The organism is Pararhizobium sp. O133 (assembly GCF_051669845.1).
In the GTDB taxonomy this organism is placed as follows: domain Bacteria; phylum Pseudomonadota; class Alphaproteobacteria; order Rhizobiales; family Rhizobiaceae; genus Pararhizobium.
In genome coordinates, this window is the sequence record NZ_CP196426.1 from 311,345 (window position 1) to 326,983 (window position 15,639).

At 61.3% G+C, this 15,639-nt stretch carries 16 protein-coding genes and 3 pseudogenes; 11 read left to right on the forward strand and 8 right to left on the reverse strand.

From position 1 onward, the window contains the following. Nucleotides 1–39: 39 nt before the first annotated feature. Nucleotides 40–902, reverse strand: a pseudogene (locus tag ACST81_RS01485) (IS110 family transposase). Nucleotides 903–1,066: 164 nt separating this feature from the next. Between ACST81_RS01485 and ACST81_RS01490 the strand changes: the two are divergent. Together ACST81_RS01490 and ACST81_RS01495 are read left to right on the forward strand one after the other, a co-directional pair. Then, nucleotides 1,067–1,324 carry a hypothetical protein gene (locus tag ACST81_RS01490; RefSeq protein WP_438753800.1) on the forward strand — a complete coding sequence of 86 codons (258 nt, stop codon included), beginning with the start codon at nt 1,067–1,069 and terminating at the stop codon, nt 1,322–1,324. Between the two features lie 16 nt (nt 1,325–1,340). Then, nucleotides 1,341–1,496 (forward strand): annotated as a pseudogene (locus tag ACST81_RS01495) (VirB8/TrbF family protein); the annotation flags it as partial. 132 nt (nt 1,497–1,628) lie between these two features. Here the strand turns inward: ACST81_RS01495 and ureG are convergent. From ureG to ACST81_RS01510, 3 genes are all read right to left on the reverse strand, one after another. Beyond that, complete coding sequence (gene ureG, locus ACST81_RS01500) at nt 1,629–2,240, reverse strand: urease accessory protein UreG (protein ID WP_438751040.1); 612 nt, start codon at nt 2,238–2,240, stop codon at nt 1,629–1,631. Between the two features lie 107 nt (nt 2,241–2,347). Then, nucleotides 2,348–2,809 carry an urease accessory protein UreE gene (ureE, locus tag ACST81_RS01505; RefSeq protein WP_438751041.1) on the reverse strand — a complete coding sequence of 154 codons (462 nt, stop codon included), beginning with the start codon at nt 2,807–2,809 and terminating at the stop codon, nt 2,348–2,350. Between the two features lie 89 nt (nt 2,810–2,898). Next, nucleotides 2,899–3,099 (reverse strand): hypothetical protein, encoded by a 201-nt coding sequence (locus ACST81_RS01510; protein WP_438751042.1) that lies wholly within the window; start codon nt 3,097–3,099, stop codon nt 2,899–2,901. A gap of 108 nt (nt 3,100–3,207) precedes the next feature. Here ACST81_RS01510 and ACST81_RS01515 point away from each other — a divergent pair, with 108 nt between their 5' ends. Genes ACST81_RS01515 through ACST81_RS01525 form a run of 3 tightly spaced genes read left to right on the forward strand, consistent with a single transcriptional unit; the run spans nt 3,208 to nt 5,795 of the window. Beyond that, a complete protein-coding gene (locus tag ACST81_RS01515) occupies nt 3,208–3,513 on the forward strand; it encodes a hypothetical protein (protein WP_438751043.1) in 306 nt (101 codons plus the stop codon). A gap of 30 nt (nt 3,514–3,543) precedes the next feature. After that, nucleotides 3,544–4,077, forward strand: coding sequence for an HdeD family acid-resistance protein (locus ACST81_RS01520; protein ID WP_438751044.1), 534 nt, complete (start codon nt 3,544–3,546; stop codon nt 4,075–4,077). Nucleotides 4,078–4,118: 41 nt separating this feature from the next. Then, nucleotides 4,119–5,795: an alpha/beta hydrolase gene (locus ACST81_RS01525; protein WP_438751045.1), complete on the forward strand. Its 1,677-nt coding sequence runs from the start codon at nt 4,119–4,121 to the stop codon at nt 5,793–5,795. A gap of 30 nt (nt 5,796–5,825) precedes the next feature. On the opposite strand, the gene ACST81_RS01530 is transcribed toward ACST81_RS01525, so the two are convergent. The 4 genes and pseudogenes from ACST81_RS01530 to ACST81_RS01545 all read right to left on the reverse strand — a co-directional run bounded on the left by ACST81_RS01530 (nt 5,826) and on the right by ACST81_RS01545 (nt 10,048). Further along, on the reverse strand, nt 5,826–6,866 hold the full coding sequence (locus ACST81_RS01530) for an AI-2E family transporter (protein WP_438751046.1): 1,041 nt from the start codon (nt 6,864–6,866) through the stop codon (nt 5,826–5,828). A 301-nt stretch (nt 6,867–7,167) separates the two neighbouring features. Beyond that, nucleotides 7,168–8,978, reverse strand: a pseudogene (locus tag ACST81_RS01535) (SLC13 family permease). Between the two features lie 126 nt (nt 8,979–9,104). Next, complete coding sequence (locus ACST81_RS01540; RefSeq protein ID WP_438751048.1) at nt 9,105–9,626, reverse strand: DUF1269 domain-containing protein; 522 nt, start codon at nt 9,624–9,626, stop codon at nt 9,105–9,107. Between the two features lie 236 nt (nt 9,627–9,862). Further along, nucleotides 9,863–10,048, reverse strand: coding sequence for a hypothetical protein (locus tag ACST81_RS01545; RefSeq protein ID WP_438751049.1), 186 nt, complete (start codon nt 10,046–10,048; stop codon nt 9,863–9,865). A gap of 507 nt (nt 10,049–10,555) precedes the next feature. On the opposite strand from ACST81_RS01545, the gene ACST81_RS01550 reads away from it, so the two are divergent. The 6 genes from ACST81_RS01550 to ACST81_RS01575 all read left to right on the forward strand — a co-directional run bounded on the left by ACST81_RS01550 (nt 10,556) and on the right by ACST81_RS01575 (nt 15,089). After that, nucleotides 10,556–10,690, forward strand: coding sequence for a hypothetical protein (locus tag ACST81_RS01550; RefSeq protein WP_438751050.1), 135 nt, complete (start codon nt 10,556–10,558; stop codon nt 10,688–10,690). A 217-nt stretch (nt 10,691–10,907) separates the two neighbouring features. Then, nucleotides 10,908–12,104 (forward strand): succinylglutamate desuccinylase/aspartoacylase family protein, encoded by a 1,197-nt coding sequence (locus ACST81_RS01555; RefSeq protein ID WP_438751051.1) that lies wholly within the window; start codon nt 10,908–10,910, stop codon nt 12,102–12,104. A 99-nt stretch (nt 12,105–12,203) separates the two neighbouring features. Next, nucleotides 12,204–12,527 carry a hypothetical protein gene (locus tag ACST81_RS01560; protein WP_438751052.1) on the forward strand — a complete coding sequence of 108 codons (324 nt, stop codon included), beginning with the start codon at nt 12,204–12,206 and terminating at the stop codon, nt 12,525–12,527. A 34-nt stretch (nt 12,528–12,561) separates the two neighbouring features. Continuing rightward, nucleotides 12,562–12,768, forward strand: a complete 207-nt coding sequence (locus ACST81_RS01565) for a hypothetical protein (RefSeq protein ID WP_438751053.1) — start codon at nt 12,562–12,564, stop codon at nt 12,766–12,768. A 39-nt stretch (nt 12,769–12,807) separates the two neighbouring features. Beyond that, a complete protein-coding gene (locus ACST81_RS01570; protein WP_438751054.1) occupies nt 12,808–14,250 on the forward strand; it encodes an amidohydrolase family protein in 1,443 nt (480 codons plus the stop codon). Nucleotides 14,251–14,324: 74 nt separating this feature from the next. Further along, the gene (locus tag ACST81_RS01575; RefSeq protein ID WP_438751055.1) at nt 14,325–15,089 is read left to right on the forward strand and encodes an esterase/lipase family protein; all 765 of its coding nucleotides are present in this window, start codon (nt 14,325–14,327) and stop codon (nt 15,087–15,089) included. The last annotated feature ends 550 nt before the right edge of the window (nt 15,090–15,639 follow it).

The window sequence follows — 15,639 nt, forward strand, 5'->3', positions numbered from 1 at the left end:
GGCGGTCAATCAATGACTGACCTAAAGTATCCGTTATGATCAAGCGGCTTTTAGAATCCATTTTCGGTTGCGGCGCAAAAGTGCGTTGGCGGGAACAACGCGCTTTCCTCGCATGATAGCGGTGATAGCGACTTCTGGTGGCTTTCCGGCTTTCTTAAGCGCGCCGTATTTGGCTTGGATATCCGGATTGAAGCGGATAGCGACGAGCGCGGGCATGTGGAGGGCCTGTCGTTTGGAGCAAGGCCTGACAGCTTGCCGACGGCCTTTTCACCCAGTTCGGGCATCTCGATGAGAAGGGTAAAGGCCGTGATCTTTGACAGGCCGGGAATGGAGACAAGGATGTCGAAGCGCGTCTTGAGGCTCTCGTCCATGGCAATGTGGCCGGCAATGGCCTGCTCGACCTGGGCGAGTTGAGCTTCAATCTGCTTCAGGCGGGCGGCGTTCTGCCGTTTGAGGAGCGGCTGGTCGATGTTCTTGCCTCGGTTTTTCGCCGCTGTCCTGTCCTTCACCAGCGCCAAACGCGCCGCATGCAACTCCTTGAGTTTACCTAAGGAAGCGGCATCCGATCGTAAAAGGCGCGGGCTCAGCAGCATACCAAACTGTGCCAGCATCTCGGCATCGGCACGGCCTGTCTTGGCCAGTTTTCCAATTGCCTCGGCAAATCGTCGCGCCTGACGCGGGCTCACTTTGGAAAGTGGCAGACCCCGGGCGAGCATGGAGCGTTCGAAACCCTTGTGGTAGGCACCGGTCGGCTCATAGACGATGCGCTCGACCGGCTTGTCGCCGATCCAGGCGAGGATGGCGGAAAACGCCTTAGGGTTGTTGGTTATGCGCAGTCTCTCATCGATGGGGTGCTTGATCTTCTGGAACGGGCGGGTCGCCGCAGCCCAACACGATCTCATGGCGCGGGCCGCGAGTGACGCGTTTGACGGCGCGGAAACGCAAAAAGCACCTTGATGCTTTTGCCGAGGAGCTTTGATTTGTCGCAGCCTTTTGTTTCGGAGGCGGAGAAACGCAAAAAGCCCCACGGTGGGGCTTTTTGGAAAGATTGGTTGCGGGGGCACTTATGAGCGCTCCCCGCGTGCTCCTCCTTGACGAACCAACAATCGGCCTCGCTCCCGCGATTGTTGAAAGAATTGCCGAGTTGGTCACGGAAATTTCCCGGTCAGGTGTCGACATTTTGATGGTGGAGCAGAACGCGGAAACCGCACTTGCGATTGCGGACCGTGCCTACATTTTGGAGGATGGACTCGTCGCTGCCGAGGATCATGCAAGCATTTTGGCGCAAAGCGAGCGAGTGCGCGAGTCCTATCTGGGGATGTGAGCATCCCCGTTGGGCGCGCGGCGAGGAGGTGCGGACAACCCACTGGGTTGCGACGCTGACCTACTCCTACGCCAACGCGCCCATGTCCTCGACAGACCGGCTTGTGAACCCAACAAGAGGGATCAGCCGGACGACATGGTCGAGACCTGACACCTCGCGCCTTCAATTATAGGCTGTGCCGTCAGCGTCCTTCACGACTGCGCAGGGTGGCCCAGCCGAACTGAAATTGGCTTTCCCATAAAGACCCCTCGCCCCGTGTCAGGAGAAAGGCATCTGCGAATTTAGGGACTGTTCACGGATCTGATCACAACCCGCCCTGCACGCGCAAAAAATCGACGATGCGGACGACGCCGTCGCCACGCTTCATGTCGGAAAAGACGAAGGGGCGTTCCGCGCGCATGCGGGAGGCATCCCGCTCCATCACGTCGAGATCGGCGCCAACATGGGGCGCCAGGTCCTTCTTGTTAATGACGAGAAGGTCGGAGCGGGTGATCGCCGGCCCGCCCTTGCGCGGGATTTCCTCGCCTTGGCAGACGGAGATCACATAAATTGTCAGGTCCGCAAGGTCCGGTGAAAAGGTCGCGGCGAGATTGTCACCACCCGATTCGATGAACACGACGTCGAGATCCGGAAAACGCCGGTTGAGATCGGCAATGGCCTGGAGGTTGATCGACGCATCCTCGCGGATCGCCGTGTGCGGGCAGCCGCCGGTTTCCACGCCGATGATGCGCTCCGAGGGCAATGCCTGCATGCGCACCAGCGCCTCGGCATCCTCCTTCGTATAGATGTCGTTGGTAACGACGGCGACGGAATACTGCTCGCGCATCGCCTTGCAGAGCTTTTCGGTGAGCGCCGTCTTGCCCGAGCCGACAGGGCCGCCGATGCCAACGCGCAGGGGACCGCTTTTCGATGTCATTCCAACCTCCGGAAATTATGGCGTGCGACGGCGAGTGCCGCACTTCGTCATTGAAAATCTGCGCCTGCGAGGTCCCGTGCCAAAGGCTCCGATGCCCTTCCAGATCGTCAGCCATGGCCGTGACGATGCCCCCCGTTGCCGTGATAGGCGCCGCGCAGTGGATGGAAGGGCTCGGATATCTCACGAACAGACGCGCCAAGTCCGGCCAGCATGTCGCGGATGACATGGTCACGCAGGATGAGGACACGCTCCGCCTCGATCTGCGCCGGCAGGTGGCGGTTACCGAGATGCCAGGCAAGTTCAACGAGATGCAGGATATCTTTCGGGACCACTTCGTAGAGCAGCTCTTCCGCCGCGATGACCTCGATGGTTTCGCCCGTCTCCGTCAGAAGCACGTCGCCATGGGCAAGCAGCACCGGCTCCCTGAGATCGAGCATCACGACGTCATCGTGCTGCATATGCAGGAGTTTGCGGCGCACATGGCGCTGGTCATGCGCCAGCACCACGACACCGACAGGTGTGCGGCCGGCGCCGCCGGGCGGCAGGATTTCTGTGGAGCGGTAGGGCAAGTGACAGCCTCTCGGAACAGGATGTAGCGCTGCACCATGGGCGATACCGTAGGCAGGTCCCGCAATGTGAGCAGGTCGCCAGCGGCATGTCAATCGGTGTCATAACGGAACCCCATACCGGGCTCGCTCAGCCAGAAGGCCGATATCGGGGAGGCCAACCCGGTTCGCGGCATTGCCGATAGATCAGGACCGAAGCAAGCGTTCAGCATCACACCGGCGCCGAGCGCCTGCGCCTTTTCATAGGCCTGGGGGATTTCGTCCTGCAACGGCGCCTTGTTTAAATCGTCCATGAAATAGGCACCACGTCCCTAATGCATGCACCCTTTCCGGCAGCTTCTTGACAAGGTGCATGGCACCGAACCTAACGTCGTAAAGCGACTGATCGATGGAGGAAGAAGATGCGCAAAAACATGTGGCCGGCATTTGCTCTCGCACTCGTCCTTGCATCTCCCGTGTCGATGCCAGCACCGGCTAATGCCGTATCGGTGAACATTCACGTCGGCACCAGCCTCAACTCCGGGCGCGCGATCAGTTGCAGACAGGGTCAGCAGCTCATTCAGAACCGTGGTTTCCGCAACGTCCGTCGCATCGACTGCAGGGGCAGGATTTTTATTTATCACGGAAGGCGCGGAAACCGCCATTTTGAAATCGCCCTCAGTGCCAGTACCGGCCGTGTCGTCGATGTCCGCCGGCTTCGCCGATAGGTTATTGCGAACAGCCAGCAGAGGAAGCGAATGATGACCAGCCAATCGAGTGTCGGCCATCCCAGATCTTCGCGGTGGACCAATTCGGCCATCGGTATCGCCTTGGTCCTTGCCGGTGTCTTCGTCCTCGCCGATGTCGCGCTCGCAACCGTCGTCAGCGCGGTCGTTCTCGCTATCGTAGCCATCTGCGCGGGCCTCGTGGAGATCGGGCTTTCTGTTATGGCGGGCGGATGGCGAAGGTCCCTTTGGCAAATCCCGCTTGGCCTGCTCTACATCGCCTTTGGCCTGGCGCTTCTCAGCCTGCCCGGCTTTGGCTCGCAGTTCCTGACATGGGCGCTTGGCGTCATCCTGCTGCTCTCGGGCATTGCCCGGGTCTTCGTAGGCGTGAATTATCTGCGGAGCGGCAAGCGGGCGATGTTTTTTTCCGGTATGCTGGGCGTGATAACCGGCTTCCTTATCCTGGTGGGATATCCGGCAACCAGCGGCTGGGTGATCGGCACATTCCTCGGGGTCGACCTGATCGTGCACGGCATCGGCTGGCTTAACGCGGATCGGGGAGTCTGATCCGCGGTGAGAGCGGCAATCGAAGGAACATCGATGCGACCATGCTGACCTTTGTGACGAAACAGATCCTGGTTGGCGGCGCCCTGCGGTTCCTGCGATCCCTGTCGGCAGGCGGCGTGGTGCTCGGCACGATATTTTTTGCCGCGTCCTTGACGCCGACGCTCATTCCCCGATCCTTTCTCCTGCAGGGTGCCCTTTCCGGCGGATGTTTCGCCGTCGGCTACGCCATCGGCGTCGGCTGGCGCTGGCTCTGGCGCTATATGCAACTGCCCCACCCGCGCGGTCGGATGGAGAGATGGCTCAAGATCGGCGTCCTGGGACTCTGCCTGATCCTGGCGGTCGCTTTTCTCCGGAACACGGCGGCCTGGCAGAACTCCATCCGCACGCTCATGGACATGGAGCCCGTCAGCAGCGCCCATCCCATCGAGATCAGCGCAATCGCCATCCTGACCTTCGTGGCGCTCGTGTTGCTGGCCCGCCTGTTCATGATCGTCGTTCAGTTGATTTCGAAAGGCGCCGATCGTGTCGTCCCGCCACGGGTTTCGCGTGTGATCGGCTTTTCGCTTGGGGTCATCCTGTTCTGGTCCATCGCAAACGGCCTTCTGGTTCGGTACACGCTGCATGTCCTCGATTCATCCTTCGCGGCCTTCGACGCGCTCTTCGAGCCGGATCAGGATCGGCCCACATCACCGCTTCAGACAGGAAGCACGGCATCGCTCATGGCCTGGGAGGAACTTGGCAGGACTGGCCGGCGGTTTGTATCCACCGGCCCGAGCGCGCAAGACATTGCGGGCTTCACGGGCCAGCCGGCCCTGCAGCCCATCCGGGTCTATGCAAGCCTTCATGCCGGCGACAACGCCGCGGAACGGGCAAAGCTGGCCTTTGAGGAACTAAAGCGCGTCGGCGGCTTCGAGCGCTCGGTCCTCGTGGTGATCACGCCGACGGGTACGGGCTGGGTCGATCCCGCGGGGATCGATACCGTCGAATATCTCCACCGCGGGGATATTGCCAGCGTGGCGCTGCAGTACTCCTATCTTTCGAGCCCGCTTTCCCTGCTGGTCGAGCCCGACTACGGCATGGAGGCGGCTCAGGCTCTCTTCGCGCAGGTCTACGGCTACTGGACGACCCTGCCGCGCGACCGCCGGCCAAAACTCTATCTGCATGGGTTGAGCCTCGGAGCCCTGAACTCGGAGCGTTCTACCGACATCTTCGAAATTCTCGGCAATCCGATCCAGGGCGCGGTCTGGAGCGGCCCGCCTTTCGCGAGCAGGATCTGGCAGCAGGTAACGGCAGCGCGCAATGCCGGATCGCCGGCGTGGCTACCTGAATTTCGTGACGGCTCGATATTCCGTTTCATGAACCAGAACGGCTCGACGGTGCCTGCGGAAACCCCGTGGGGGCCAATGCGGATCGTCTATCTCCAATATGCCAGCGATGCGATCACCTTCTTCGACTACCGCGACCTCTACCGTCGGCCCGACTGGATGAACGCACCGCGCGGTCCGGACGTATCTCCTCATCTGCAGTGGTTTCCCATCGTGACCATGCTGCAGCTTGCCGTTGATATGGCGGTGGCCAACGGAACGCCCATGGGGTTCGGCCACGTCTTTGCACCGGAACATTATCTGAAGGCGTGGCTGGCCGTGACCGATCCTCCGGGCTGGAGCCCTCAGGACATCGAGAAGCTCTCGCATTACCTGGCGGAACGCAGCCGATAAGCGAAACATTCCGGAGTGGTCGCAAGCCGGCTATATCGGCTGCTCGTTTTCCCGTGCGATGGGTGCTCCGAAAATCTCCGCTATCCATCGCGTCGACGGGAATTGCGCGCAAAAGGTCAGGATCATGATCGTGATCGGAACGCCGATGAATGCGCCGAACAGGCCCCAGACGAACGACCAGAAGAAAACCGAGAAGAGCACCAGGAACGGCGACATTGCGAGTGCATAGCCCGCCACTCTCGGCTCGATGTAACTGCCGATAACAAACTGGATGACGTTGAGGCCGGCAAAGATGAGAACGGCCGCCTCCGGCGACCCGAACTGCGCCAGGGCATAGGCGCTCGGCAGAAGCGTCGCCACGAACGGTCCCATGAACGGGATGTAGTTGAGGGTAAAGGCAATGACTCCCCACTCTGCGGCAAACCGAAGCCCGAAGACCATGGAAAGAGCCCAGACCAGCCCGCCTGTCGCAAGGCTCATGACGGTCCTTACAAGCATGTAGCGCCGTAGCTTGAAAGCCGTGAGCGCACCGCCATCGATCAAGGCATTCGCGGTGTGATTGGCAAGAGCCGCGCGGATGTTCCTCGCAATGGTTTCCGTATCGAGCAGGCCGAGCAGTACATAGACGACCACGACGACCCAGAATGAGATCGTGGTGTTCAGCCGGGCCGTCACGCCCTGCAGCATCCGCAGCAACCAACCGACATTGAAATGCTCGGCCCACGCACCGGCGATGACAATGCCATGACCTTCAAGCCAGATGGCAAGCTGGCTGTAAAGCGCCTGGAACCGTGCGCCCTCGGCAACGACGGAGCGGCCGATGCGCCCAAACCCCCAAGCGGCGAGCGACGTCAGGACGACGAAGGCACAGATGATGATTCCCACCACCAGCGCAAGGGCCAGCAGCTTGGGCAGGAAACGTTGCAGGTTCCTCTGAAGCGGCCAAACGAGAGCAATGATGAAAAGCGCGCCGGCAATAGGAGCGAAGACGGCCGCCGCTATCTGCAAGGCAGAGACGAGCGCAATGGCCGCGATAATGAAAAGGAGGGCAACCAGCGCTCGGTTATTCATGAAGACAGTGTTCCCCTAGGCAGCGGCGGCGACAGTCGTTCCCGCCACCCGTTGTTCGTTCGAGGTGCAGCCTGCGGCAAGCATCGCGCAGAGCGCTGCAAAAGCGACTTTTCGCATTCTTCTCTCTCCGAAATGAACTCTTCCCCTTGCGGGATCGCAGCATTGCGACGAGGCATCTTCGCAAATATCGTTGGACGAATAATTAGTCGCATGTCCCAAAACCATGCCCCGCGTCTTTAATCGTGCACCAGGGGTCTGTACAAACGCCGGGCGGCATTTCCCAAGTCCGGCCGGCCTCTTCTTAGGGCGGCCAGATCAACGGGACAATGAAAACGGCTACGACGAAATACAATGCCATCAAAGGCGTACCGAGTTTCCAATAGTCGCCGAAGCGGTATCCGCCCGGCCCCATCACCATCATATTCGTCGTCGTGGCAATCGGCGTCATGAACGACGCCGAACCGGCGACGCAAAGACTCATCAGGACAGGTTGCGGCGCGATGTGCATAGCCGTCGCCGCAGCCATCGCGATTGGAATGACCAGCATTGTCGTCGCGGTGTTGCTCATGATCTGCCCCAGGGACGCCGTGAGGAGGAAGAGCCCCGCAAGGAGCGCCGTCGGTCCTGCGGAACCGATCGCGGACGCAAGCTCATCGGCCACGAATTCCGCCGTGCCGGATTCTATCATCGCCGTCGAGATGGGCATCAGCGCCCCGACCATGATCACCGTCGTCCAGTGGACGGCACGATAGGATTGTTCGAGCGTGATGACTCCGGCCGCGACGAGGACGCAAGCGGAAAGAAGTCCTGCGACCGCGGGTGGTACGATGTTTGTCGCCAGCATGATCACAAGCCCAAGGAGCGTGGCGACCGCGATCCCGGCACCCGGGCCCATGGGGACGGCCTGCCGGCGGACGAGATCGGGCGAATCGACGACCAGTACATCGGGATCGTCCAGCCGCCGGTCGAGGGCTTCCCAGCTCCCTTCGAGGAGGATGGTGTCGCCCGCCTTCAACTCGGGTTTGCTGTAGTCGATCTCCGCGCCGCCTCGCTGCACCGCCAGAACGATCAAGTCGCCACTTTCCGTTGCCAGGCCGGGATACATCGGGCGCCCGATCAAGCCGGATCGCGGAGGAATCATGACTTCGGCGAGCCCGGACCGGCGATTGAACGCGGGATTTCCGCCTTCTGTCGGCGCATCCTCGCGAATGGCCAGATGGAGCCGTGCCGCCACATCCGCAACCGCGTCGGCGGTGGCACGGACGAGCAGGTAGTCTTCGGATGTCAATGCCCGACCCCGAACAGGAAGGCCGGACGCGGAGGCCTGGACGGCCATGACCTGCACCTCGCCGGAAGCTCCAAGTTCCACCTTGTCCGACGGTAACCCGACGAGCGGGGAACTCTTCCTGATACGGAGCCGAAACAGGCCGTCCCTCAAGCCATAGTGCTCGACGAGGATCTCGGCATGCTGGCTGAAATCGGCGGGCAGCCTCGCGCTACTCTCGCGGGGCAACAGGCGCTTGCCGAGGAGGAGGACGATGAGCACCGTCCCCACAAGCAAGGGCACGCCCATCAGGGCGAATTCGGCGAATGCGAAACCTTCGAGGCCCGCCTCCTCCAACGCCTCCGAGACGAGGAAATTCTTCGGGGCGCCCGTAAAAGCAGATTGGCACCGGCATGGGCGGAGAATGCCAACGGCATGAGCAATTGGGCCAGCGATTGGCCCATCCGCGCCGCCGCTATCACCGCGACGGGCATCAACGCCGCGACGGCGCCGCTTCCGCTGACGAGGGAGGTCAGGCCGCCAACGGCAATCATAAGAATAAGGAGAAGCCGGGCCGGGTTGTTCTCGCCCGCCCCTGCCATCAGGATTTTCCCGGCCCATGCCGTCACACCCGTCCTTTCGAGCGCGGCACTCACGACGAAGAGACTGGCGATAAACAGGACCGCACGATCACCGAACCCGGCGAAAGCCTGCTCGAGGGTGACAAGGCCGGCAGCCCAAAGAGCGAGTGCCGCCGCGCAAGCGACGGCGATCACCGGCAGCTTGTTCCACGCAAACAGTGCGATCGTCGCAAAGATGATGAGACCGGTGCTTTGAATAGCGGTCACAACTCATCCTCCCCTGACAATCCCAAGGCCCGATGAACTCACAACCGGCCTGCCTTTGCAAGTCGTGCCGAGACGGGAGACCGGCATGTCCGGCCTCCTGTCAGTGCACGGCTCTATTGGCTCCAGTCACGAAGCTGCTGCTGGAGCCGCGACGATCTCGGCCTGGGCGGCTGACAGCGCTTCGCGCAGGGCGGCTTCCTTGGTCTCATCGAACGACGTCTGCAGGAGTTCGCCGCCGACGCCCTTGAGGTCTGCAAGAACCTTGTCAGTCGTCATCTTGCGCACCAGCAGGAAAAGGCCGGCCGTTCCAGGCTGAAGCACGCTGGCGGCGTCCTTCATGAAATCGTCCTTGATACCGACGTCGCTGAGTTTCCCGCCAAGCGCGCCGGAGGCAGCGCCGAGAGCGGTCCCCACAAGCGGCATCAGGAAGATGGCGCCGATCAACGTGCCCCAAAGGGCGCCCGACGCCGCGCCGCGCGTCGTGAGGTTGACGAGCTGGTTCAGCTTGATCTGCCCCTTGTCATTCTTGACGACGACAACGGCATCGCCGAGCTCGATCAGATACTCCCGTTGCAGCGACAGCACCTTCTGGCGCACCTCCTCTGCCTTTTCTTCCGTCGGGAACCCGATGAAAACCAGATCGCTCATGTGAATCTCCTCTTCATTGAAACACCAGCCTTGCGGGATGCCCTGCACACTCCAATCCTCGCCTGCCGTTTAGCAGGCACAATCGGGCGCATGCAGGCCGAGGTGCGGCTTGCCCCAGTTGTTCGGGACGCTAACAAGTGGGGCGGCGATAAGGATGAGCGGTGAATCCCAAAATTGCGCAGGCCGTCCCGTTTTGGCCTTGATTGCTTCGTTCGAAGCGGGAAGGGAATTCACGTCTAACGGCTGCCGGCGATATCGACGAGCAGGATCGAGGCAGTCACAACAAAAGTTGCGGCAAGGAGCGTGATCCGATCGGTGTTCTCGGTGACGGGCACCACATGAAACAGCCCCGTCTGCGGCGCGGCGCAGGCCACCGAACAGACATGGAAAACAGCGAGCGCGAACAGGCTTCGCCAGCACATCGTCTCACCTCCGCAGGTCACGGGCAGTGCCGATCGGACCCTATGCCGGCTTCTCGCTGGATACCTTCGGCCGGCTTCTCCGGCTTTCCGGCTTCGTCGAGGCCCTTGGCCGATGCGCAAGCATCGCTCCGCGGGCCTCTCCTGGCCGGAAAACCCGATCGAGCCGGTCCTATGGGTTTCTATCATCGGTCCTTGGTATTACCCACCTGCTTCAAGTCCTCCCACCCGGTCAAGGCTTTCTCTCATAAACTGAATTGTCGCTCACGACTCCGGGACGGAGTGCGTAGCTTCGGGATTCCCGGCTCATGACTTATCCTGTCTCCCGGCTAATCTCCGGATGGGGTGGCCTACCGGTGCCCGGCGGGCCATGACGCCCGGTCCGCGGGGCCAACCTCTCAAAGGAACACCAGGATTGAACCCGGTAGCCCTCATAGTGACGATCACCGCCGTTTCGATCGTTCTCTTTGTCTGGAACAAGGTGCAGGCCGCTGTCGTCGCGATGCTCGTATGCCTTCATTGTGGACGTTGGGGGTTCTCAGCCTCAACCAGGCACTTGCGAGCTTTGGCGATCCGGCTGTCATCTTCATTACGACGCTCTTCGTGGTTTCCGTCCTTGTCGTGCCGCTGATCTGGTCGTTCTAGATCGATAGCGCGACGCGAGGGATTTTCTCAATGCCGGCCGATGGGACCGGTCGAAAGACATAGTGCAGGAATGAAGCGATGACGACTCATGGCGATGAGGGACTGGACCGCCGCAGCTTCATGATCGCGTCGGTTGCCACGGTGGGAGCGACCGGGCTCATGGCGACGACGGCCCATGCCCAAATATCATCCCGTACAATTAAGAAAGGCTCCGAGCATGGTCGATAAACTCCAAAATGGCATCAAGCGCCGCAATCTGATCAAGGCATCCGTTGCTACGGTCGGGGCGGCAACGGTGCTTGCCGCCAATGCCATCCCAGCGGCTGCGCAAGCCTTGTCCTCCACCGACGCCACGACTGGAAAGGGAACGGTTTATACCGGAGAAACAATCCAGGGAAAGAAAGTCGTCAGCGCACTCGACGTCAACGACCTAGAGCCCGGTCGGAGGCACCATCTGTACTTTCAGGGCGTGCAGATGCGTACCGGAGAGTACTGGTACGTGTCCGTAATCGTCGCCAGAGGCGCAAAACCAGGAAAACGCGTCGTTCTGACCAGCGGCGTACACGGCGACGAGATGAGTTCGGTGCATACGGTCATGACCGTTATGAACCAGCTCGATCCAGCACAGATGTCGGGGACGGTGATGGCGGTCACGGACATAGCGCGCCCCGCCATGTTGGCCATCCAGCGCAAATGGCCCAACTCGAGCAGGAGCATCGACCTGATCGATATGAACAGGGTCTGGCCGGGGAACGAGAACGGCACCGCGCCCGACCGGCATGCCGCGCTGGTGTTCAACCGGCTGCTGCGGCCGAACGCGGACGCCGCGATCGACTTCCATACCGGGACGACCGGCTTCGAGGTCAGCGCATTCAATATTGCCGATATGAATGTGCCAGAGGTCAAGGCGATGGCCGATCTCTATCCGGTCGGCCAGATTCTCGACATGCCGCAACATGCCTTTCCGACAACCCTGCACAATGCGCTTCTCGCCGCAGGCGTCCCGGCGATCTGCCCGGAGGTCGGTGCCGCGCGCGTCCTGGACCTCTCGATGATTGCGCAGTTCGTAGAGGGTACAATGAACGTGCTCAAGCATCACGGGATCGTCGCCGGCCCAATGGGGCGGACCGGCAAGGATGTGCGCGTCTTTGTCGGTCGTGGCGCAGTCCCGGTTGCCGCAACCCAGGGAGGGTTCGTCGAACATCTGGTCAAGCTCAACGACAAGGTCGAAGCCGGCCAGAAGTTCGCCATCCAGCGCAACAGCTTCGGTGAAGTAGTCGCTGAGTATGCGAGCAGCGTGACCGGCGAGATGTCGGGCCTGCGCACCGATGTGATGTCCGAACCCGGAGACAACCTGGCGTTCATTCTGTTCGAGAAGCCGGTCCCGGACGGCGAGGACATCTATCAGGAGTAGTTGCGCCTACAGACAAGAACCCGCCGGCCGCTATGATTTCAGCGACCGGCGGCGCACCGGACCCTGTCTTCTCTTCCCAACGCCCCAATTTGGAGTTCCATGATGTTGAGAAATCTATCGCTCGCGGCAATTGGCACCCTGTTGCTTGCAAGCTCCGGACATGCCGAGTCCGGCACGTCGATTGGTGCAGGAAACCCTTACCCCGTCGGCGACTACACATGCCAGGACGGCACGAATCTGGCAGTGCGTCTGTTCGGCGAGCACGCTTCGGTATCCGTCAACGGCGCGCCCGCGGTTGATCTGCCGGCCATGGGGACAGAAGGAACGACCTATTCGAACGGCCGGTGGACGCTGACCATCGTGCAGGGACAACTGTCGTGGGGCGTCGGCCGCGCCGCGCCGTCGCCATGCACCGGCGGTTGAGCGACTCGCCGTAAGAAAATCACTGCCACCGACGGTGCTATCCGCAAATGCCCAGGAGGCCGGCCAGAAGGTCGCGATCCAGAGAAACACATTCGGCGAGGTGCTGACGGAATACACGGCGGCACGCAGTGGCAAGGTCGGCGCCAGACGGACAGACGCAACGGCCGAGCCCGGAACGCCGATCATCTTCATCATATTCGACAGCGCGAGCGCCGTCGGCGGAGATGTGGTGGTCGAATAGGCACCCATCACGATTTTCCAGAAAGCGAAAGGAAAGCCCATGTTGCGTGTTGGAGAAAAGTATCGTCACCTTGCCCACGACGCCCGCTGCGGCTGCTTCAGCCCGGACCTGCAGAAGGCCTCTCGCCGGCTGGAGGCCTTGTCGCGGCGTGGCTTTCTGTCCGGCCTGGCTGCGGCCGCCGTCGCCACCGGCTTTCCCGCGCAAGGCTTTGCCCAGGCGGAAGCCAAGCCGATCAAGACCCTACTGCGCAAGGCGCGCCTCTTCGACAGCAAGGCCGGTACGGTCATCGACAATGTTCAAGTTCTTGTGGTCAACAACCAGATCGCCGGGATTGACCGTACCAACACGCCGCCGCCGGAAGACGCAACCGTTCTCGACTGCCGGAACGGCGTCATCATTCCCGGGTTGATCGATGCGCACTGGCACGCCATCTTTGCCGCGGTTCCGTTGAATCTCCTCCTCGGTGGAGACCCCGGCATCATCTTTGCCGCTTCGACTGCCGAAGCCGACCGCACGCTACTGCGCGGTTTCACGACCGTGCGGGATCTTGGCGGGCCTGTCTTTTCGTTCAAGCAGGCCATCGACGCCGGCATGATCCCCGGACCGCGAATCTATCCGTCCGGGGCCATGATCACCACGTCCGGCGGGCACGGAGACCTGCGTCTTCCGCACGAAATCCCGAGGGATGGCGGCAAGCTGAGCGGGGGCGAACTCCTGGGCGGCTCCGCAATCGTCGATGGGATCGACGATCTCAAGCTCCGGATCAGGGAGCAGCTCCTGCAGGGCGCCTCGCAGGTCAAGCTTGTCGGCAGCGGTGGCGTATCGTCGCCGCGCAGCCCGCTGGACATGACGACATTCAGCGAGGAGGATCTGCGCGCGGCCGTGAGCGTCGTGGAGGATTGGAACACCTATATAGCGATCCATGCCTATACGCCTCGCGCCGTGCAACGCGCCCTCAAGGCCGGCGTGACCTGCATCGAGCACGCTCACCTCATGGACGAGGAAACAGCCATCATGATCGCCGCAAAGGGAGCGTGGCTCAGCATGCAACCCTTCCTGACGATGGAGGATGCATCATCCCAAAGCGGGCCGGGTCTTGAACGCATACAGCAGCTCTTCGCCGGAACGCCGAGGGCTTATCAGTTTGCGCGCAAGCACGGCATCAAGACCGCCTGGGGCTCGGACGTGCTCTTTTCACCGGAACTCGGCCCCCGGCAGAACATCATGCTGACCCATCTGAGCAACTGGTATCGCAACGCCGAAGTGCTGCAAATGGCGACCTCCGGCAACGCGGAGCTGCTCGGGCTTTCCAACCTGCGCAATCCCTATCCCGGCAAGATCGGGGTCATCGAGGAAGGCGCCCTGGCCGATCTTGTCGTCATCGACGGCAATCCGGTCGACGACATTGCCCTGCTCGAAAACCCGCAAAAGAATTTCACGGTGATCATGAAGGACGGCCGTGTGCACAAGAACATCCTCTGAGATCGCGAGGCATTTGCTTGAGGAACCCACAGCCGAAGAGCGTCGGCGCTCCCCGCGAGAGCATTTTCCGCCGCATGAAGGTGGCGGCGTGCGTGTTGCCAGCGGTTTCGATCGTCCTGTTCGCCGAACCCGCAGCGGCGGTCGATCCGCATCACGGCGACCATGAATGTGTCGTCCTCGTGCATGGCCTTGCCCGTGGCGCGGGCTCATTCTGGCTGCTGGAGAAGGCCCTCGCGCGGCGCGGCTATCATGTCGTGAATACCGAATATCCATCGACAACGGCGAAGATATCCGAACTCGCCGACCATATGGGAGCAGCGGTGGCACAATGCGGGGCGCGCCATGTCCACTTCGTGACGCACTCGCTAGGCGGGATTCTCGTGCGCCACTGGCTCGCCAAACACCCCCGGCCGAAGCTGGGCCGCGTGGTGATGCTGGGACCTCCGAACCACGGCTCGGAAATCGTCGACCTGTTCGGCAATCTGCCGCCATTCGCATGGATCAACGGCCCGGCCGGGCTTGAGCTTGGGACGGGAGCGGATGCAGCCCCCAACCTTCTGCCCAAACCCGACTATCCCGTCGGCATCATTGCGGGCGATATCTCGGTCAATCCCATCTACAACTCGGTTCTACCGGGGCCGAACGACGGTAAGGTTACCGTCGAATCCACGAAAATCGAGGGCGCAACCGACCATCTCGTGGTCCACGCGACGCACACCTTCATGATGTACAATCCGATCGTAGTCATCGAAGTGTTGAATTTTCTCGGCACCGGCGCATTCCAGCATGGTCTTTCGTTCACCTCTGCATCCAGACAGCTTGCAGCGGTTTTCGAATAGAAGATGCCCGAACCTTGTCCTCCCCGGGTCTATTCCGCAGGCTCACCAGGACGCCCCCGCATCCCGCAAGGGTGCGTTCGCCCACGACCAGTGTCACCGTTTTCGGATAGGGCATTCCCGTCATCGTGTCGGAACAGGTCTTCTCGGCAATAATCATGGTGAAAGCCTGTCCCCGACAACGGCGGAATAGGTTTGCCGGGCATCCGTTGCATGCGCCGCGGGAACAGGCTCGACGGAAAGGGTCTCCCCGTCCTGAGTACGGACTATTATTCCCGTCTCGGACATCTCCAACTGCCAGCCCGGCTCATTTCCGCGGGCGTTGAGGGTCGTGGCCCGCGCTGAATGCGCAGCGACGAGACCCACGACGAGCGCCATGCTCACTCGTGCGAGGGATCGGCTCGCAAAGATTCTGATCATGGGCACAGCCTCCAGACGAGGAACGGCTTGTCATGGACCATGGCCGCAAAATAGTCGATGCGCCGCCAAGGCTTGCACCTGAAGAGCCACGAAACAGGTACGGTGGACCCGGAATTGGGATTCCCTGCCCATC